Genomic DNA, 21,026 nt, shown 5'->3' with positions numbered 1-21,026 from the left:
CCAATCCTACAAACTCACCTTAAGTATCCTCGCGCTGTATGGTCGGACGAATCGGATCAAGCCCTCCCGATACATCCATAATGTTGCCTGTTATAAAATCGGAATGATCAAGGCACAGATACGTAATCACTCGTGCAATATCTTCACCGCTGCCAGGACGCCCTCTTGGCGTTTCCTCATCGGTGATACCTGCCATTTCATCAATCGTTTTCTCTTTGTTGGCACCGCGAATATCTCCCGGGCATACCATGTTGACCGTAATTCCATACGGGGCTTCCTCAACGGCGAGTGTCTTTGTAAAAGATACCAGACCCACCTTGGCAGCTGCATATACGGCGCGATGAGGCCAAGATCTCGCTTCTCCAGCATGACTGAAGCCAAAATGGATAATGCGTCCCCATTGCTTGCGTCTCATCTCTGGCAATACACGCTGATCCAGTAACATCGGTCCCAGCAGATTTCCCTGCACAAGCATCTGGACCTCAGCTTCAGAATAATCCGCAAATAATCGTCGTTCACGGACAAATGGACCCGCATTATTCACCAAAATATCAATGCTGCCCAGGTTGCCTTCCACCTGTTCAACCAATGAAGAGATATCTTCCACCTTGGATATATCAGCCTGGATGGCAATACACCGCACACCCTTGGCTGTAATCTGAGCCCTTAAAGCCTCAGCTTCTGTTCTGCTGTGTACATAGTTGAGGGCAATATGACACCCTTGATCTGCCAGACTGAGGGCCGTCATTTTACCAAGACCTTTGGCACTTCCCGTTATGAGGGCAATCTTTCCCTTCACGTTCATCCCCCTCTTCAAAGAGCAGTCACTATCCAGTATAAAAGATTTATCGTCCTCCTACAACTCGCTTATCCACAAGGGATTATCCACCTTTAATTCCAAATATATCTTGATCGAAATCAGACACCTATGGTACTGTCGAGGATATAACCTGAAAGGACCTCTACATGAATATGATGAATAAAAGATGGATATCATTTCTTACACTTTTGATGGTGAGTTTATTAACTGTCTCTGGTGCCTTGCAGGTTTCAGCGGCAAGTGAGAATGACCCAGCGCCTGATGAGTATGATTGGATTACCGGACCGGCATCGGTAACGCTGGATGGCAAAGCCACCCTGGAAGTCCCTGAGAGCCATTCCTATCTGGATAAGACGAACACTCAACGCTCGATACTTAACAGCGGGGGCAAACCTAACGGGAACGAAATCGGAAGTCTAACCAGCAATAGCGAATTTGGCTCGTGGTATGTTGTGTTTGAATACGTAAAGACAGGTCATATTCATGATGACGATCAAAATCTGAGTGCCGAAGAACTGTTAAGCAGTTATATCAGAGGTACAGAAGAAGATAACAGAGAACTTGATCCGGAATATAGAACGTACATAACGGGGTGGGAAATTGAACCGGCATATGACAGTACCAAACATCAGTTGGTCTACTCCCTTGGTTTCAAGAATGCTGATCAGCAAGCCATGGTCAATTACAATGTAAAACTCCTGACACGCGAAGGGTACATTAAAGCCATTCTGGTCACAGATACGGCCACCTTTCAACAGAGCCGCCAGGCATTCGAGGAAACCGTCCTTAATCAACTTAACATCAATGCAGGATATACCTATGAGGAGTACAATGCTTCGACTGACAAAACATCCACTATAGGGCTCAACAGTCTTCTGATGGGCGGGATCGGGTACACGGCTTCCCAGCAATTCAGTGCTCTTCTTTTGCTCAAAAAAGGATGGGCCTTGATCCTGGTTGTTGTCCTTGGGCTAATCGGTTGGATCAGATACAAAATCAAAAGCTCAAATGGAGAAGAAGAAACACTATCTCCGTCCGAGAGGACGTACCTGCAGGAAGCAGATGAACAGCAGTATGCTGATCAAAATGAATTATCCTACTACCGTCAATCTGGACATCACTCCAATGCTGACAAACCGGAAAAACTCTGACTTATGTTGATCCCCACCTCAGCACAGACTCAGGAAACATAAAATAAGCCGTACATCTCTTCTTGAGAGATATACGGCTTATTTCTTTATTTATTACAAACTTCACATCGTATCATACTTATATATCGTGAATTATTCAGTTGCAGGTTCAACTGCACCTTTATAACGCTCTTTGATGAATGTTTTTACTTCTTCAGAGTGCAATGCAGCAGCCAGTTTCTGAATTGCATCTGAATCCTTATTGTCCTCACGGGAAACGAGGATGTTTGCGTATGGGTTACCTTGCAGATCTTCAATCAACAAAGCATCATTAGCTGGATTCAGGTTTGCTTCAAGCGCATAGTTGGCGTTGATGAATACCAGATCCGCTTCATCCAATTGACGAGGCATCATGGCTGCATCAAGCTCGATGATATTCAGGTTCTTCGGATTGGCTGTGATATCTTGAATCGTAGATGTGATATTTGTGTTGTCTTTCAGCGTAATGATACCTTCCTTCGCGAGCAACAACAGAGCACGTCCACCATTGGATGGGTCATTTGGAATTGCTACTTTTGCGCCGTCAGCCAATTCATCCAAAGACTTAATTTTTTTGGAGTATCCGCCAAAAGGTTCAACATGAACAGGTGTTACAGCAACGAGGTTGAATCCACGTTCTTTATTCTCTGTGTCCAGATAAGGCTGATGCTGAAAGAAGTTTGCATCCAATTTTTTATCAGCAAGTTGCTGGTTGGGTTGTACATAGTCATTAAACGTAACAACTTGCAAACGAATACCTTGTGCTTCCAGTTCAGGCTTGATGCTTTCCAGAATCTCTGCATGTGGTGTAGGTGAAGCTCCAACTTTCAATTCCACTGTGCGTGGTGCACCTGCTGAATTGTCTGCGCCGCTATCGGCATCCTTGTTGTTTCCGCAAGCTGCGAGAACTGCAATCAGCATAAGGCTAAGTAGAGCGAAAGACCATTTTTTCATGTGTAAAACCCCTTCTCTCATCATTTTTTCATGTGGCGTCCGCACGAATGCATGTCCATCATGTTATCTATGTGTTATTTCCTGGTGAAAAATGTAACCAAGCGATCTCCAGCCATCTGGAGAATTTGCACTAGAATAATCATCGACACTACGGATATGATCATGATTTCATTTTGATAACGGAAGTATCCATAGTTAATTGCCAGTGTTCCCAGACCTCCACCACCAACCATGCCCGCCATCGCCGTATAGGAGACAAGCGTAACAATAGTGATCGTAATCCCCGCAAGCAGACCAGGCAATGCTTCAGGCAACAACACCCGTCTTACAATCTGTCCGGTTGATGCTCCCATCGCCTGCGCCGCCTCAATGACACCCCGATCGACTTCACGCAACGTGTTCTCAACCAAACGAGCGAAATAAGGAGCTGCTGAAATAACCAAAGGAGGTATTACGCCGAGAACCCCTGTAGCTGTACCGACGAGTATACGAGTGAATGGAATAAGAGCAACAATTAATATGATAAATGGTACCGAGCGCAAAATATTAACAATCAGGGATAGTATAGAGTATACTGTCCGTGACTTAATCGAAGCAGATCGGGCTGTCATAAACAGCAGAACTCCGAGTGGTAAACCTAAGATAACGGTGAACAAGCCTGATACACCCAAAATTTGCAGTGTCTCAATGGAGGCTTTACCAACCTCTTCCCAACGTACGGTTGAAAAATCCATCTAACGAAGCACCTCCACATCAAGTCCCTCAGCGGTTAATTCTGATATCGTCCGATCAATCGCAATGGAATCGCCCTCGAAACGAACGGTCAGCTGTCCATAAGGAACCTGTTTGATCGTTGAGATTGTACCTTGCAGGATGGCAAAATCCACGCCTGTCTTACGTACCGTTCTAGACAAAATCGCTTCATAGGTTTTGTTACCCAAAAAGGATATCTTCACAAGTTTGGAAGCAACACCTGCCTGCAATTCAACGCCTGCATTCGCCAGAGCGGTCTCTTCGAGAGCAAGTCCAGCTTCATGGTCACGCATCATGAAGTCCCGCGTAATCGCATGCTGCGGCTTCAGGAACACTTCTGTTACAGGTCCTTGCTCCACAATGCCGCCTTGATGAATGACAGCCACTTTGTCACAAATGTTCTGAATGACATGCATCTCATGTGTAATCAGCACAATCGTAAGGTTGTACTTTTCGTTAATGTCGAGCAATAACTTCAGGATTGAATTTGTCGTCTGCGGATCAAGTGCTGAAGTAGCCTCATCACAGAGAAGTACATTCGGATCACTCGCAAGTGCTCTCGCAATCCCTACACGTTGTTTCTGTCCACCCGATAATTGAGCTGGATATTTGTTGCTATGGTGCTCCAGACCAACCAGATTGAGCATTTCCTTCACTTTGCGATCAATGGCATCTTTGGGTGTATTCACAAGCTTTAATGGAAACGCCACATTGTCATATACCGTTGCCGAGGATAACAGATTAAAGTGTTGAAAAATCATCCCGATCTTGCGTCTCTGTTGCTGCAATTCGGTTTTGCTCAGTTCAGTCAGGTTGATCCCATCAACCCATACTTCACCCTCCGTAGGGCGTTCCAACAAATTAATACAGCGAATCAATGTACTTTTGCCCGCTCCGGAATGGCCAATCACGCCGTAGATTTCACCCTTTTGGATGCTCAAATTCAGCTCGGATAACGCTGTTGTAGATCTTTTCCCTTTGCCGTACGTTTTCGTTAAACCTTTTAATTCAATCAATCGCACTTGCCCCTTTCCAACCACCTACATGTATCTTTACCCGATCTAAAGGAAAACTCCCCTTAAAGTACAAAAAAAGAGCCCTTTGCAGATACAAAGAGGGCTCTTCACGTGAAAGATTATACCTTCTCATCTGCCAAAATCGTGCTTTGCACCATTTTGTAGGAATTAGCACCTAACATCTATAACGAATGATACATCTATCATGTCGTTACAAATCGGTTGCCGGGCTTCATCGGGCCTGTCCCTCCGCCGCTCTCGATAAGAAATATGTTGTTGTAGGATTTTATAAGTTCATGTAGTTCAAGCTTTATAATGTGAACGTAACTTTTGAAATATCAATTCATTCTTTGTCACTGTAACATTCTAGTTGAAACTCAGTATATTCCAAGTATTCCGATTTGTCAAAGGGAATTATTTCTTTTCCATATATTATTGATGTAATTATAAGAGGTTGTTAACGTTTCACAGACCATATCCACGCCCTGACGCATTTCCTGTACATGCTGATTCAGATCCTCCAACTTCACTTTACCTTGCAAGGTCTGGTGTAACTGCCACAGGTCATCGTGCATTTCGGAGTTCATGTAGTGAATTTCCATATTACGACGTTTGCGCAGCTTGCTCATCGGCTCCCGATAAGAGTCCTTGATCTGAATCAATCGCAATGCAAGATCATGATGCTCCCTCACATAATCAAACTGTCTTAACACAGTAAAATAAGAAAAATGCGCTTTGGTATTTGAAGTATTCAGTTGGAATATTTCATTCAAGACGGTGCCGACTTTATCCAGAATGGCAAAGCAGCGGATAAAGCCATCTTTGTAAAAATACACATACCGGGCATACTCGGCCTTTTCAGCTGGCGTCATATCATCCGTTGAGCCTGCAACAACCTTTTTGCGAAAATGAGCAGCAGCAAAGCAGCTTTGCTCCAGTTCATCCAGTGAGGAGATGAGTCCCTGAGTCCACACATACAGCTTCCGATAGTCATGCGTGGGATCATGGTCCACATGCATTTGGCGCTGAAATAGCTCAAGGGTATGCGCCATTGCGTCCATCGCTGCCTTTAATTTACCTTCATTGATACGCGGTTTTTCCCCCAGCAACGTTCGCAGCATATCTAACCTCCTCTTTTCCAAATCAACAAGATTTAATCACCGTTAACACATCATCCATTCCGTGTAATTGCTGCTTGCCATAGGTTGCCCTGATCCCCCTGACATCAAACAAAGTCCACCTGTCCAATGATGTACATCACTGGATGGTGGACTTTCATATTTAGCCCAATTCCTTTTAGAAAATAAATGAATCTATATCTTAGAACCGATTAACCGGACGATGTAGCTTGTACACCAGGAAACTCATATAGGTTAAAACCCCGAACAATATGGCGATATCCAGCATATGAGCAAGAGCTACGAACATGTATACTTCCGGACGGTTCATTGTCACCATCATGAAAATACCAATCACGACTTGCATCAGGATGAGAATAACGGATACTACGCCAAGGGTGCGCATCTCCTTGTTGTCCGGATGATTACGGTAAGCGAAGTGACCCAGAATTGCAATAACAATCACAAGCGATGCAGCTGCTGCACGGTGAGCAAAAGCAACCGCTACCCCACCCGAAAGCTCAGGAATAATCTGCCCGTTACAGAGCGGGAATCCGGAACATCCGCCGGCAGAATCCGTGTGACTCACAAATGCACCCGTGTATACCACGAGATATGTGTAAATGGTGGAAAACCAGACCAGATTCCTGAATTTTTTGCTAACCCGAGGGTATTTATTCAGGCGCTCCAATCCGCCATCTTTTGCCTCCTGCCTTATGCCCAGCGCCATCATTAGGGAACTGGCAAAAGCAATCAGTGCAAAACCAAAATGCAGTGCCATAACTGCTGAAGATTGGGAGAAGACAACGGCAAAAGCCCCCATGATTCCCTGGACGATAACAAATACCAAGGTTAAGAAAGAAAACAATTGCAGATCACGGCGTGACTTGCCAAACCGCAGAAAAGCAACAAACGAGGCAATGGACAACAATCCAGCCAGTGCGCTCACAGCGCGATGGGAATATTCAATGAGTGAAGCCACAGTATGTGCCGGAACGAGTTTTCCGTTACATAAAGGCCATTCCGTTCCGCAGCCAAGGCCTGATTCCGTTTTGGTTACGATGCCTCCACCAAAAGTGGCCAGAAACATGACAAGACAGGTTAATACGGTTAACCATTTAAACAAAGTTAAGTGTTTCAATTTTTTCTCACCCGCTGTTGGTTTAAGATGGCGAAGAATATTCTCCGCTTGTTTCGGTACTTTGACACTTATTTCACAACTAAATTCATTATACCGGATAAAATGTTCATTGACGTCGCGCTTTGTGACAAAATGTTAACGTCTGGTGAAATAATGACCCGCAGGTCATTGGGACTATGTACAGAAACGTTTCTTACCTAGAACGTATCGAACATACAAACGCCATTTCCCTATTTCAAGAGAAATGGCGTTCTTTTAAGTATACCCTTTTACAACATGAACCTGTCATACTTTTATATAAGCTCAATTAAACATTTACACCATAACGGAGAGGACAGAAATAGCCTGAAGAAGCAAAGTGTTCGCCTTTATCCCCGGATTTCCCCTTTATAAAAGGGATTAAAAAAAATCTGGGGATAACAGCGATCGGAAGGTTATTCTGGCATCGTAGTGTCTGTGTAAATATTCATTCGTTGAACTTATATAACATTATTTATGGATCGTGTTGTACACTTCGACTGCGCGATTCAGGAACTGCTCAATCTCTTCTCTCGACTTGCGCAGCTTGTTCACATACCGTACGAGTTCGCGGCCATCTGTATACGCCACAAAGCTTGGAATGCCAAGTATATTCTGCTCTTCGCTAACCGTTCCAACCTGATCCACGTCGACCTCAATCAAAGTCAGTTCACGTGCATATTTCTCTTCAACCTCAGGCATAAACGGATCGATGTATTTGCAGTCTCCACACCAGTCTGCCTTGAATACGGCAATCGTCAAACGTGGGGATTGGATGGCTACATCAAAAGCCGGTTTGGAAGTAATCTGTTCCATTCGGTTCATCTCCCTTTCTGTACCTTGTCTTACCCTAAGTGAAGCAAATTGGCGAGTGGAAGTCAAATAATCAGCGCATACTTAGAATAAACCACATGCTCTGTGAATTTAAACCCAGAACATCATGAAAGGATGTCACATCATGACTTCCACCAGAACCGATTCTTCCAGCGAACAACATCACGGGTCCCTCCTGCAGATGGTCCGTTCCATTCCGGGTGCTGCCCGGGAAATCTGGCGTGGCAAACAGGCTGCATGGCAAGCTTCTGCACAGCTTCGTCACCCATTGCGTGACATCGAGTGGGATACAGATACGGCAGCTGCCTTACAGTCTGAGGTGGAGCGTTTTTTACCTGCCAGCGGCAAGTCTTTTGCACGCACGGACCAGGTTCAAAGCGCACTCGTCTGCGAAGAAGATTGCATCATTCTGGAAGAGATTAAGACACTGACTCAGGAGCACAATCGGAGTAATATCACCCGCACGGCAGCCTACTTGGAATGTTATGAGCAATATCCCGAACTGCATTGGGCACTGCTGGCCCATATGGTCTCTCGCAACGGCGGATATCACATGACAGATCTTCAGAGTGATTTAATGCATAATCTACAGGATCAAAGCGATCGCGAGCATATGTACCGACTGCTGGAGCGATGCAATGCACTCATTTTCCAGGATGCCTATCCACAGCTTCTGCTGTATATGAACAGTCGCCGGATCGGACGAAGCTGTTTCCATCTCTTGTCGCACTTTCACGTCTCGGCGTTTATGACGCCGTTTTGGGAACGCTTTTGGCTGGAACGGTGCAGTTCACTGCTTAGTGTGGCATTAATTATTAATGAGCAGAACTATATCGAGAGCCGGGTGGTGCAGCATCCTTATTTTCAAAAAGAAGTCCTCTCCAAACCCGCATTCCATCTGCATAATTTGGCGGGTCTGAATCATATCGTCTTCCCTCTTGGACGGGGAGCAGGACTCGCAGGACGCGTCATTGAACATTTTGGCAAGCTGGATGAGCGAATCATGTTTGGCAAAGGGCTATATGCCCTGTTGTTTGGCGTGGAGCAAGTACACACACAAGTGTCGGAGTTTGCACGTTCGGTTCCCCATCGTGGCTCGCGTGCCGAATATTGGCCTGGTCTGTTTACCAATCGTGAAGACGAGGCGGGTGATCACACATTATACGCTCAGGCGCTGCTTGATGAGGAATGGCTTCCAGAAGGGCAACGATTATATAGTCCGGAACTGCTCTCCGTATGGGGGGACACGCCTTATGAACCGATCACCAGACAGGACTGGCTTCAGACTCGGGATTGTCTCGGTTATCTGACGGCACCGCGTCGGCCATGGCTGTTTGAGATGAGTCACGAACACCGGTATGGCATGCTGAAAACAGCACTGGCTCATGATGCCAAAGCCATCACACACTAATGCTAAAAATCATATAGAGCAGACAAAGACGGATGATATGATACCCCGATGTATCGCTAATCCTCGCTTGCTGGGCTAATGTCGAGTTCAGTCGCTCAGCTCGCCTTAGCTAAACAAAAAGCCCTGTCCGCTTAACAGCAGACAGAGCTTGTATCCTATTTTCACAAAATATTAATGCTTGAATGATGCTCCTTGCATTTTTAACCTCTTTGCCCAGCTCCACGTTGAAGACGCATAAGTGGACGAAGAATTTTTTGCAGAATACGGGGGTAACTGCCCAGCTCGTCCTTGCGCAGTACACGCAGCACAACCATGAGAACCAGATACACCACCACAACAAGCACACCAACCACAAGGCAGGTAAACAAGAAAGATACACGCGCTGGCAGGAACAGTCCAAAGATCGTATTCCCAATCCAGTTCGTTGCAAATCCTACACCTGCTGCAAGCAAGACCGTAATGATAAACCCTTTCCAACGATCTCCCATGATGGAGAAATCAACGATTTTGCGAAGGACCCGCAGATTCAGGTATGTGATAACCAGGAAACAAAGGGCCGTTGCAATAATGATACCGTAAATGCCAAAGATCGGCGCCAGAATCAGACTTGCGATCAGTTTGATCACAACACCTGCTGCCACACTGACCATCGTAATCCGCGGTTTACCTACCCCAAGCAAAATGGAGTTGGTGGTCATCATCGTAATCTGGAAAATGGTACCGAATGTTAACAAGGCAATGATCGGCGTTCCATCCAGATTGGTAAACAGCAATCCGTTAACCGAATATGCTGCCGCACAAAGTGCAATGACAATCGGCATACCTGTCAGAATCGAAATGCGCAACGCAAGTGTAACCTGACTCTTCAGATGCGCTTCATCCTTGCGGGCAAATGCTGCCGATATGACAGGCACCAACGATTGACTCAAAGCGATAGCCAGAATCGGAGGAATACCCGCAATACTTTGGGCTTTTGCACCCAGGATCGCAAGTACACCTGTCGCTTCTTCGAGTCCGATCTGGCCACTAAGCAGTGGTACCACAAGGGATGAATCGATGAAGTTAATGGCTGGAACCGCAAGTGAAGACAGCACAATTGGAATAGACAGCTTGAAGATATCACTGTAGATACCTCGCATCGGTAACTGCTCTGCACGCTCGTAATTCAATTGGGCCGCACGGTCGCTACGACGCAACTTCAAGGTGAAGTACAGCATGACACCGAAGGCACCAACACTTCCTAATACCCCACCAAATGAGGCACCCGCAGCAATCGTCTGGTCATCATAATTCCATTGCAGCATGACATAAGCCACGATAATGGCTGTACCTACACGGGCGAACTGTTCCACAATCTGTGAAATACCACCTGCTGTCATGTTGCCGCGTCCCTGGAAATATCCACGCATCATCGCGATGGCCGGGAACAGCAGCAAGGCAGGAGCCAAGGCGCGAATGGCGCTGACCGATGCCGGTACTTTAGAGACATACGTGGCATAATAAGGTGCAGCGAACCACAATAAAGCAGACATGACTACCCCGGCGACAGCGGCAAAGATCAGGGCTGCACGGTAGATCTGTTGAGCTTCACTCGCGCGTCCGAGCGCATAACGTTCCGATACCATTTTACTAAGTGTGCTCGGTATGCCCGCCGTTGCTACAGTTAACAGCATTAAATATACCGTATTGGAGATCGTAAACGATGCGTTACCAACATCTCCGAGAATATGCTCCAGCGGCACCCGTTGAACCAATCCGAGTACTCTTGCGATCAGCGCAGCGGCCGCCAGAATGAGCGTACCCCTAATGAATGTTTCTTTCTTAGACAAACGAATTCCCCTTCTTTCCTCCACACCGGACGTGCATCCCGTTGAAGCTAATCCTGAACGTTTAGGCGAATCTTACCACCCAGATAATAAAGAGAACAATCATGACGATTTGCAAAATAATTTTCATCACAGTGCTCGTAAATAGTCCCACCACGGAACCAAAACCAACTTTCGAAGCTTTGGAAGGTGAAGACCCTCCGATCAGTTCCCCGATAAAAGCACCGATAAATGGTCCCAGCACCAGTCCGAATGCCGGAATGACAAATGGCCCAATAATAACACCAATGGTACTCAGCGTGGTCGATAACTTGGAGCCACCGAACTTCTTCACGCCCCAAGCGCTGACGACATAATCAGCCACGAACAACACGACAACAATCAGAATCTGGATGATCCAGAACCACACGCCAAACGGATCAAAGCTGAAGAACCAGCCGTAGACCAGAAATGCAAAGAAAATCGCTACAGCACCAGGCAGTATGGGATATACCGTTCCAGCCATCCCCACTGCAAACAGCAGTACAATTAAAATCCAGGCAACGGTTGCGAGCAAAGGTTACTCCCCCTTCAAAATATGTTCACGGATCACTTCGACGATGCCGTCTTCATTGTTACTCGCTACGATCAGATCAGCCGCTTCCTTCACCTGCTCTTGCGCATTACCCATAGCCACACCCAGACCCACGGCCTCAATGACAGCCAGATCATTCAAACTGTCTCCGACAGCAACAACTTCGGACATCTCGATACCCAGTAGCTTGCAGACTTCGGCTACACCACTGGCTTTGGATACGCCAGCAGGGTTGATCTCAATATTAACGGGTGAGGAGTTGGTCATTTGCAGACCACCCATTTGTTGCAGTTCCATCATGATCTGGTGACGAACTTCATCCACTTCCGTATTGAAGCCGAATTTCAACCATTCCAGACCTTCAATATTGTCCGTCCAGCGGTCACGATTGAATAGTTCTTCCACGGAGTATGCCCAGTACCAGCTGTTATATTTCTCACCAATCTCCTGCATCTGGCGAATCAATGCCGGGTCCATCAGATGACGCATATGCAGATCATGCGGGGCTTTCCAGACCTCACTGCCGTTAACGGTAACCATCGGTGTCTCCAGTCCAAGCTGGACCGCATAAGGCATCGCGTGGAATACCGCTCTTCCCGTAGAAAGGCACACATGTACACCCCGACGAATGGCAATCTGTATCCACTTGGCGGTCTCCTGTGTAATTTCATGATTATCGTTAAGCAATGTTCCATCCATATCCAATGCAAGCAATTTGTATTTCAGTTCACTCATACAGTAGTTCCTCCTAGGTTGTCTCTCTCCAAGTTGAACTCATGGATATCCATTCAGGCACTACGCGGGCCCTCTACGTTCCACAATGGTTCTCCAGTTCAACTTAAAGGTTCTCTTTATCCATTTTAAACATTCTCTCACAACAAGATCGCCCGGCACCCGTAACAACGGACGCTCCGGACGTCACAGCTAACGACATTTTACCACAGATCATCTGTATGCAACAAAATAACCCTTAATCGGCAGGATGAAGCTACATGTTCATCTTATATTGCATATCTTATATCCGGTTGCCCTTGTAAAGTAATAAGACCAGACACGCAAAAAACCGCCTGCATTGCAGACGGCTTCTTGTAATTTTGTTTATTCATCTGTTATTCAATTAAACTTTCATTACCTTGCCGCGAATTTGCGACGAGCGTAACGGAATACGATGCCATGTTTCGGTGACAGCAGCAGTGCGAGAACAAACAAAATCCCAGCAACAGCTACCATACAGCCCGCAATGGAAGCATCCAGGACGTATGCCATGATGTAACCTCCAACCGAGGATACTGCTCCGATCAGGACGGCATACAGAATCATTTTGCCCAGACGATCTGTGAGCAGGTAAGCCGTTGCCGCAGGTACAATCAGCATACCCACAACGAGAATCGAACCAACACTTTCAAATGAAGCTACGGACGTCATGGAAACGAGTCCCATGAGCAGATAGTGGAACAGCACTACTGGAATGCCGCAGGCCGCAGCCAGCGCCGGATCGAAGGCACATAGCTTGAACTGTTTGTAAAACAGCCCAATGACGACGAGGATGACTAGCAAAGTGATACCCAGCATCCAGACCGCCCTCGGCCCGACATCCGTACCCCCAAGGGTTAGCGTATCCCACTGTACATAAGCGATCTCACCAAACAAGACACAGTCCAGATCCAGATCAATATGCTGGGCGTTCAGACTAATCAGAATGACCCCTACGGCGAAGAGTGCTGTAAACACAATTCCGATCGAGGCATCTGACGAGAGTCCACCCGCCTGCAAACTCTGTATGAAGAACACCGTCAGTAGTCCAAACACCGTTGCACCAAGTAGCATCCATAACGAATCTCTGGAACCGCTCCACAGGAAAGCAATCGCAATACCGGGGAGAACCGCATGGCTAATCGCATCACCGACCAGAGCCATTCGCCGCAGAATCAGAAAACACCCCAGAATGGCGCAGGCAGAAGAAACCAATACGGCCGTCAAGATAATCCAAAACGTTGCCATTACATCTCCCCCCGTTCCTGCTGATTTCGCTGTGTGGCGAGAGTCTGAAGTGTAGCCCGCTCTTCACGCATATACGCGGACTTTGCCTGAATACTGCGCAACCGTCGAGCTAATAATCCACGACGCGGAGCCAGCAAAGCTGACCCGGCAAACAACACCGTAGCCGCAAGAACGGTTACAGGGCCTGTCGGCAGATTAGGTACAAGCGTACTGAAGATCGTGCCTGTTGCACCACTCAATGCACCAAATATGCCTGCCAATACCACCATCAGTGCAAGTGAGTCGGTCCAGCAACGTGCCGCTGCTGCTGGAGTTACCAGCAACGCCGCAACAAGCACCACACCAACGGCCTGAATTCCGGCCACCACCGCGATCACCGTCAAGAGCAGGATGAGCTGCTCCAACATCGCAACTGGCAGACCCATACCACGTGCAAATCCCGGGTCAAAACTCACCAGTTTGAATTCCTTGAACCAGGCAAGACAGGCAATCAGTAATACGAGACATACACCACCCATGACATACACATCCGTCATGACCATGGATGCCGCCTGCCCAAACAAATATTTATCAAGTCCGCTTTGGCTTCCACTCGCCCCATGCTGGATGCGCGTCAGCATCACTACACCAATCCCGAAAAATACGGTCAGCACAATTCCCATCGCCGCATCCTGCTTGATCCGGGAGTAGCGCGTAATCCACGAGATTCCGAAGGTAGCGACAATGCCTGCCACCAGAGCACCGAACAGGAATAATCCGACCGACTTCGTTTCCGTCAACATAAATGCGATACAGATCCCAGGCAGAGCAGCATGAGCAAGGGTGTCCCCCATTAGGCTCTGTTTACGAAGAAAGGTGAAGGAGCCAATAATTCCGCTACTGAATCCTAACAACAGACAGCCAAGCAATATCCAACGTGTATTAGGGTCAGATAAGATAGCGATGATCCAGTTCCACATGCACTACACCTGGCCTTTCTCCGTCCGGCTTCCGATCATCGCAATCCGGCCTCCGTACGTCTCTTGCAGTGTATCCGGTACAAATACTTCACTTGTCGGTCCACCTGCCACCAGTCGTCCATTGAGCAGCAGCACATGGTCGAAGTATTCCTCGACTGTCGCCAGATCATGGTGAACGACCAGTACCGTTTTGCCTTGTTTCTTCAACTGTTCCAAAAGCGAAATGATCGCTTTCTCTGTGGTGGCATCAACACCTGCAAATGGCTCATCCATGAAATACAGATCTGCGTCTTGTACGAGTGCCCGCGCCAGAAAGACACGTTGCTGCTGTCCACCGGACAGCTGACTGATCTGGCGGTACATGTAATCACCCATGCCTACTTGCTCCAGGCAGTGTGCCGCCAAGTCCCGCTCCTTTTTCCCCGGACGACGGAACCAGCCCAGATGACCATACCGTCCCATCATCACCACATCAAGCGCATGCGTAGGGAAATCCCAGTCCACCGATTCCCGTTGGGGCACATAACCGATGCGGCGACGTTGTTCCCTGTACGACTGTCCGAAGATCCGAACCTCTCCATGCATCTTCGGTACCAGTCCCAGAACAGCTTTGATCAGGGTGGATTTCCCTGCACCATTTGGTCCGAGAATTCCGATGAGCTGTCCTTCCGGAATATCGAAGGATACACTGCTAAGCACCGGCTTTTTGTGATACGCAACAGCCAGATCCCTCACACTAAGAGGAGCCGATGTTGGCTGCGTTCCCTGTAAGTGACTGTTGTTCAGATTTGTAGGAGTTTGTTTCGATAAAATTGTATCTTCCATAATCCTGTAACTCCTCTCTTCATGTGATTCATTATTTTAGGGCTTCTACAATCGTCTCAACATTGTGGCGAATCATACCGATATATGTGCCTTCTTCCGTTCCTTCAGCCCCCATGGCATCCGAGAACAGTTCTCCACCAATGTTGACTGTGTGCCCTTTTTGAGCTGCTCCGGCAATGATGGCTTCCATCGCTTTTGCAGGCACACTCGATTCAACAAACACTGCTTTGATATGGTTATCTACGAGATAATCCCGCAGTTCGCTAACATCTTTTGCACCATATTCGGCTGCTGTACTGATGCCCTGAAGCCCCATCACTTTCATGCCATAAGCCTGACCGAAATATCCAAATGCATCATGCGCCGTAACCAATACCCGGCTTGCTTCCGGAATCTCCAGAATCTTCTCACGCACCTCGGCATCCAGTGCTTCGAGTTTCGCTAAATATGCCTCTGCCTGAGCCTTGTATTCTTCCGCATGGTCCGGATCCGCCTCCACGAGCGTATCGCGTACGGCTTCTGCCGCATGCATCCAGTGGCTGACGTTAAACCAGACGTGTGGATCATATTCGGTGCCGCCTGTATCTTTGCCTGAATGTAACTCCCCAACTGGAATAGTCTCTGTAACAGCAGTAACCCGTTTACTTGAGGACATTTTCTCCAAAATATCTGTCATTTTGCCTTCGAGATGCAGTCCATTATAGAAAATGACTTTGGCTTGTTCCAGCTTGCGAATATCACCTTGGGATGCCTTGTACAAGTGGGGGTCAACTCCCGGGCCCATTAACCCGGTAACATCAACATATGCCCCGCCTACCTCACGTGCTACGTCAGCGATCATTCCCGTTGTAGCGGTTACTTGAAGCTTGCCACCACTGCTCGTCTCTGCATCACTGGAACATGCCGTAAGTACAACCACCAGAACCAGAGCGGCTAGCGTAATGAACCCCCTCTGAATACTCCTCATTTTCACCATTAACAATTCAACCGTCCCCTTTCCCTCTCCTAAAATACTTGTCTGCATCTAATTTTGTTGTACAAGGTATTAAGTTTTAATCAAGACTAATAATGTTTCCCTTGTGCAAATTTTATCCGAAGCCAAAAAAAAAGGCAAGGGATTATTTCCCCTGCCTGTCCAAATTCATATGTTGTTCACTTCATTAACCTGTTGGAGGTGATGTAAAAGCGCTGATCTGCCGCATTTCTTTTACATTACTCGTTGTCTTTTCCTTCGTCTTTCTTACCTTTTGGCGTTCCATCGAGACCATACACTTCATCGTATGCATCGAAGATTTTCCGTGCAATCGGCGAGGCACTGACTGACCCGAACCCACCTTCCGGTACAACAACAGCTACAGCAAGCTTCGGATTATCTCGCGGTGCAAAGGCAATAAATACACCATTCTCTTTTTTGTTCGGTCCGGTCCCCTGCTCTGATGTTCCTGTTTTCCGTGCATAATCGTAAGGGAAACCGTCAAATGAGCTTACTTTGGTAACCATACCTTTATGAACTTCATTCCAGTGCGCATCGGCAAAATCAACTTCATTGAGTATTTTAGGTTTGATTTCCTTCACTACATTACCATCCGCGTCACGGATTTCCTTCACCAGATGTGGTTCCATCCGTTTGCCTTTATTGGCAAGCATCGTCGTGTATTGTGCGAGTTGCATTGTAGTGTACTTGGCTTGCTGTCCAAAGGAGGCAAATGCCAAACGTGTTAGAGCTGATTCGTCATCATTATTATATTCTAGCCTACCCAAAAATTCATTAGGCAGATCTACACCAGTGGACACACCCAAGCCAAATTCCTTCATGTGTTTGTCCCAGATATCAATTCCTTCTGAGCCATATTTGCTTAACAAACGTTTACCTACCATATCGATCATGAAGGCATTGGAGGATTTCTCAATCGCTCTTCTCGCCGTAATAGAACCATTATAAGCAGAATGTGAGTTCTTCACTTGTCGTCCGTCTTTCCCCAAAACCGCATATCCCTGATCATGATAGGTCTGTCCTGCTGTAAATAATCCCTCTTTCAATCCAATCAGGACACTTAACGGCTTGATTACTGATCCAAGAAGTATAACAGATTCCGCCCGACTAGGCTTGGCATCATTCGGTGGGAACGACTCGGTGGTTCCGTTCCGGAATACATATTTGATTTTGTCATAATCCCAATCGTTTGGATCATAATCTGGCATACTTGCCATAGCCACCACATTCCCCGTATCCACTTCCATGGCTACTGCGTATCCGGTAATTGCCTTCGGAAGTCTGCGCAATTCGTCCGTTATCGCCTTTTGTGCGGCCATCTGAATTTCCTTGTTAATGGTGGAAACCAGACTGTAGCCTTTTTCTGGTGGCGTTTGTAACATCGTTCCATCTGGCAGATTACGTGCGTCAATATCAATGGATTGGTAACCGCTTCGTCCACGGAGTTCTTCCTGGTATTGAAGCTCCAGCCCATCGAAGCCCACCTTCTCTTCCTCATGATAGACAAGCCCTGGATCACGCTGGGTACTTGCTCCTTCACGGATGGCCTTATATTTGGCAATAGAATCTGGTGCTCGTTTGAACTCTCTTGTGTAACCCACAACCTGAACCGCTACGCCATCCGGGTCATATTTTCTTATGTTTTCTTCCAGCACCATAACGCCCGGATAATCCGCTTTCTTCTCCATAAAAAAGGCAATCTCTTTTGTCGATAGATCCGACTTCACCAATCTTGGCACATACCCGAACGTTTTCTGATAATCCAGATCCAGTCGTTTGATGATTTCTTCCGCATCCGGCTGCTCCTTGTCTCCTGGATTAAACTGCTTAAACACAGCAGCAAGATCATGAGCCAGTTCCTCTGCTTCCTGCCTGCGTTCATCATTCCGATAATCCTCATACAACAACACATAGAGGGACTGCACAGGTTCGGAATAAGCTAGTGCTACTTCCCCTGTCGCATCATAGATGGGACCACGAACAGGTGCGAGTGGAATGTCTTTAGTATTACGACTCGTTTCCATATACGTCAGCTCAGGACCCTCCACAAACTGCACAAAGGCTAATCTGAAAATAAGGATACTGAATATGACAAATGCCGCGAAAAAAAACAGATTCAGCCTTGCGGTGGAAGGCTTGTTGACGGGTGTATCTTCCTCAGCCATGGGTTTCTTCCTCAATCGGTTAAACATGTTTTAAGCCTCTCCCGTTCCTCTATAAAAATAAAAATATTTAATCCGTCTTGTGAACGCGTTCAATCCAAAATTTAATCCTTTCTCAACCAAGTCTACCAAAGGTTAGCTGTCAAGTCTTTCAATATTTGGTTACATTTTCGTAAACAGAACCGTTACACTACCCAATCTACCGATTCCAATGTAAACACTGACATATCAACGTTATCCCGTTTTTCGGATCGCGTTTCCCCTTCCCTTATATAAACGTGGTACAGCTTATATGGTTACATATTAATGCAACTAATTAGTTCACTCTTATGATCCATTCTCCACGTAAAACAAAAAAAGAGGACCCACGAAGGGTCCCCTCTGTAACCAATGTCTCACATCACTGTGTGCCTGATTCCGAATCTGAATCTTTATTTTTGTCCTTTTTCGGTACACCGTCGAGACCGAATTCCTCGTCATAGGCATCGAAGATCGCACGTGCAACCGGAGCCGCACTGCTCGATCCAAAGCCCCCTTCGGGGATAACCACAGCGACAGCAAGCTTTGGATTATTACGTGGTGCATAGGCGATAAATACACCGTTATCCACCAGTTTACCGCCTACTACCTGTGTCGATGTTCCTGTTTTTCTGGCAAAGTCATAAGGGAATCCGCTAAATGCAGATACCTCGGTTGCCATGCCTCGTTGTACTTCATTCCAGTAGGCATCGTTAAACTCCACCGTGCTGAGTACCTTCGGTTTTATTTTCTCAACCACGTTGCCTTCCGAATCCCGGAATTCTCTAACCAATTGTGGCTCCATCCGCTTTCCTTTATTCGCCAGCATTGTCGTGTACTGTGCTAACTGCATGGTTGTGTATTTTCCCTGCTGTCCAAAGGAACCATACACGAGACGAGTCAGCGAGCTTTCCGTGTCGTTCATGTAATCCCGTATGCCCAGGAATTCATTCGGCAGATCAACCCCTGTAGATACCCCAAGGCCGAACTGCTTCATGTATTCATCCCATTTGTCAATTCCGGTCGCACCGTATTTTGAGTACATCTTCTTCCCAATCTCATCAATCATGAATACGTTCGAGGAATGACGAATCGCATCACGAGGATACATTGCACCATACACATGCCCTGATGAGTTCTGCACTCTGCGATTGTCCCCACCAAAGGTCGTTGAACCTCTATCCGAATAAACCGTATTGGTAGTGAAGAAACCTTCTTTCAAACCGATCAAGACACTGAGCGGTTTGATGGTGGAACCGAGTAGCACGATCGATTCAGCTCGCTTTTTAGAGTCATCCGGAGGGAATGAACGAATCGTACCATTTTGATACACATATTTGATATCATCATACTGATCATTGGTGATACTGCCTGTTCTCCAGATGTTGGTATCATAATCTGGCATACTGGCAGCAGATACGATTTTCCCCGTATCCACTTCCATCGCAACCGCAAATCCGGTCTTGGCATTGGGATGCAATCGACCGGAAACCTGATTCCGATGAAGCCAACTCAACTGATCCAGAATGGCCTGTTCTGTTTTCACCTGGACGTTCTTGTTAATGCTGGAAATCAGGTCGTAACCTTTCTGCGGCGGGGTAGAACCTGCTACACCTTCAGGCAAATTACGCAAATCAACATCAACGGATGTATATCCGCTTTTGCCGCGAAGAGCATCCTGATATTGCAGTTCCAGTCCATCAAAGCCTACAAATTCATTTTCCGTATACACCAGGCCCGGGTCCGTTTGCGTTTTATTGGCCTCGTCCACCTCTTTGTATTTGTCCAAGGACTTCGAACTTCTAAACTTCTTCAGATAACCGATTGTCTGAACCGCTACCGTATCCGGATCGTAGAAACGTACACTCTCTTCGACGATCTGAATACCTTTGAACTCGTCCTTATGTTGCAGGAAATAAGCGACTTCTTCCTCGGACAGATCACTCTTGATCAGACGCGGCATAAAACCGTTCGCTTTGCGGGAGTTCAAGTCCATCTCTTCAATAATTTTCTCCACTGTAAGTGACTCTGAATCCTTCAGCTTGTACTGTTCAAATACATCATGCAACCGGGTTGCAATATCCTGTACTTCCCCTATGTTAGGACTCGGTTTCCCATCAACATCCCCATAGTTTTTATACAGCGTCAGGTAGAGAGACTGAATGGGCTTGGAATAAGCCAGCTTCACTTCACCTGTGGAATCATAGATCGTGCCTCGCACAGGAGGAAGTGGTACATCCTTGGTAATGTTACTTGCTTCTTCCTGACTGAGTTCAGGCCCTTCCACAAATTGCAAAAAGGCCAAGCGTACAATAATAACGCTAAAAATAACAAAGGAAGCGAAGAAAAATACGTTCATTCGGTAACTGAAGCGCCGTTTGTCTGTAAGTTCATCCTTCTCATTGGAATGCTTTTTCATCCATCCTACCTCTT

The 21,026-nt window shown here is 46.8% G+C and carries 18 protein-coding genes and 1 riboswitch; of the genes, 2 read left to right on the top strand and 16 right to left on the bottom strand.

Annotation, left to right across the window (positions count from 1 at the left end):
- Positions 1–19: 19 nt before the first annotated feature.
- Complete coding sequence (locus MKX68_RS16775) at positions 20–799, bottom strand: SDR family oxidoreductase (protein ID WP_340913080.1); 780 nt, start codon at positions 797–799, stop codon at positions 20–22.
- A 215-nt stretch (positions 800–1,014) separates the two neighbouring features.
- Here MKX68_RS16775 and MKX68_RS16770 point away from each other — a divergent pair, with 215 nt between their 5' ends.
- The gene (locus tag MKX68_RS16770) at positions 1,015–1,971 is read left to right on the top strand and encodes a DUF2167 domain-containing protein (RefSeq protein WP_340913079.1); all 957 of its coding nucleotides are present in this window, start codon (positions 1,015–1,017) and stop codon (positions 1,969–1,971) included.
- A gap of 132 nt (positions 1,972–2,103) precedes the next feature.
- Here the strand turns inward: MKX68_RS16770 and MKX68_RS16765 are convergent, their stop codons facing one another.
- The 6 genes from MKX68_RS16765 to MKX68_RS16740 form a co-directional block, all read right to left on the bottom strand.
- Positions 2,104–2,943, bottom strand: coding sequence for a MetQ/NlpA family ABC transporter substrate-binding protein (locus MKX68_RS16765; RefSeq protein ID WP_340913077.1), 840 nt, complete (start codon positions 2,941–2,943; stop codon positions 2,104–2,106).
- 74 nt (positions 2,944–3,017) lie between these two features.
- Entirely contained in the window at positions 3,018–3,677 is a 660-nt protein-coding gene (locus MKX68_RS16760; RefSeq protein ID WP_340913075.1) for a methionine ABC transporter permease, read from the bottom strand.
- On the bottom strand, positions 3,678–4,712 hold the full coding sequence (locus tag MKX68_RS16755; protein ID WP_340913073.1) for a methionine ABC transporter ATP-binding protein: 1,035 nt from the start codon (positions 4,710–4,712) through the stop codon (positions 3,678–3,680).
- 126 nt (positions 4,713–4,838) lie between these two features.
- A riboswitch (SAM riboswitch) is annotated at positions 4,839–4,980 on the bottom strand.
- 136 nt (positions 4,981–5,116) lie between these two features.
- Complete coding sequence (locus MKX68_RS16750) at positions 5,117–5,833, bottom strand: Cthe_2314 family HEPN domain-containing protein (protein ID WP_340913070.1); 717 nt, start codon at positions 5,831–5,833, stop codon at positions 5,117–5,119.
- A gap of 199 nt (positions 5,834–6,032) precedes the next feature.
- Positions 6,033–6,971, bottom strand: coding sequence for a COX15/CtaA family protein (locus tag MKX68_RS16745; protein ID WP_340913068.1), 939 nt, complete (start codon positions 6,969–6,971; stop codon positions 6,033–6,035).
- Between the two features lie 489 nt (positions 6,972–7,460).
- A complete protein-coding gene (locus MKX68_RS16740; protein WP_340913066.1) occupies positions 7,461–7,805 on the bottom strand; it encodes a thioredoxin family protein in 345 nt (114 codons plus the stop codon).
- A 142-nt stretch (positions 7,806–7,947) separates the two neighbouring features.
- Between MKX68_RS16740 and MKX68_RS16735 the strand changes: the two genes are divergently transcribed.
- The gene (locus MKX68_RS16735) at positions 7,948–9,234 is read left to right on the top strand and encodes a DUF2515 family protein (protein WP_340913064.1); all 1,287 of its coding nucleotides are present in this window, start codon (positions 7,948–7,950) and stop codon (positions 9,232–9,234) included.
- Between the two features lie 200 nt (positions 9,235–9,434).
- Here the strand turns inward: MKX68_RS16735 and MKX68_RS16730 are convergent, their stop codons facing one another.
- The 9 genes from MKX68_RS16730 to MKX68_RS16690 all read right to left on the bottom strand — a co-directional run bounded on the left by MKX68_RS16730 (position 9,435) and on the right by MKX68_RS16690 (position 21,012).
- The gene (locus MKX68_RS16730; protein WP_339789040.1) at positions 9,435–11,063 is read right to left on the bottom strand and encodes a putative polysaccharide biosynthesis protein; all 1,629 of its coding nucleotides are present in this window, start codon (positions 11,061–11,063) and stop codon (positions 9,435–9,437) included.
- A 61-nt stretch (positions 11,064–11,124) separates the two neighbouring features.
- Entirely contained in the window at positions 11,125–11,565 is a 441-nt protein-coding gene (locus tag MKX68_RS16725; protein ID WP_047841365.1) for a DUF456 domain-containing protein, read from the bottom strand.
- A gap of 54 nt (positions 11,566–11,619) precedes the next feature.
- Positions 11,620–12,369 carry a Cof-type HAD-IIB family hydrolase gene (locus tag MKX68_RS16720; RefSeq protein WP_076253219.1) on the bottom strand — a complete coding sequence of 250 codons (750 nt, stop codon included), beginning with the start codon at positions 12,367–12,369 and terminating at the stop codon, positions 11,620–11,622.
- 393 nt (positions 12,370–12,762) lie between these two features.
- Positions 12,763–13,635, bottom strand: coding sequence for a metal ABC transporter permease (locus MKX68_RS16715; protein ID WP_340913059.1), 873 nt, complete (start codon positions 13,633–13,635; stop codon positions 12,763–12,765).
- Positions 13,635–14,594 carry a metal ABC transporter permease gene (locus tag MKX68_RS16710; RefSeq protein ID WP_339237544.1) on the bottom strand — a complete coding sequence of 320 codons (960 nt, stop codon included), beginning with the start codon at positions 14,592–14,594 and terminating at the stop codon, positions 13,635–13,637. The genes MKX68_RS16715 and MKX68_RS16710 overlap by 1 nt, the downstream gene beginning before the upstream one ends.
- A gap of 3 nt (positions 14,595–14,597) precedes the next feature.
- Positions 14,598–15,419 carry a metal ABC transporter ATP-binding protein gene (locus MKX68_RS16705; protein WP_338588493.1) on the bottom strand — a complete coding sequence of 274 codons (822 nt, stop codon included), beginning with the start codon at positions 15,417–15,419 and terminating at the stop codon, positions 14,598–14,600.
- Positions 15,420–15,450: 31 nt separating this feature from the next.
- Complete coding sequence (locus tag MKX68_RS16700; protein WP_340913056.1) at positions 15,451–16,395, bottom strand: metal ABC transporter solute-binding protein, Zn/Mn family; 945 nt, start codon at positions 16,393–16,395, stop codon at positions 15,451–15,453.
- Positions 16,396–16,631: 236 nt separating this feature from the next.
- Positions 16,632–18,605 (bottom strand): peptidoglycan D,D-transpeptidase FtsI family protein, encoded by a 1,974-nt coding sequence (locus MKX68_RS16695; protein ID WP_445671077.1) that lies wholly within the window; start codon positions 18,603–18,605, stop codon positions 16,632–16,634.
- Between the two features lie 370 nt (positions 18,606–18,975).
- Positions 18,976–21,012: a peptidoglycan D,D-transpeptidase FtsI family protein gene (locus tag MKX68_RS16690; protein WP_340913054.1), complete on the bottom strand. Its 2,037-nt coding sequence runs from the start codon at positions 21,010–21,012 to the stop codon at positions 18,976–18,978.
- Between the last annotated feature and the right edge of the window lie 14 nt (positions 21,013–21,026).

This window comes from Paenibacillus sp. FSL M8-0212, assembly GCF_038004645.1.
Lineage (GTDB): Bacteria > Bacillota > Bacilli > Paenibacillales > Paenibacillaceae > Paenibacillus.
Note: the sequence above shows the minus strand (reverse complement) of the source record. Positions and strands in the feature narration are given on the sequence as shown.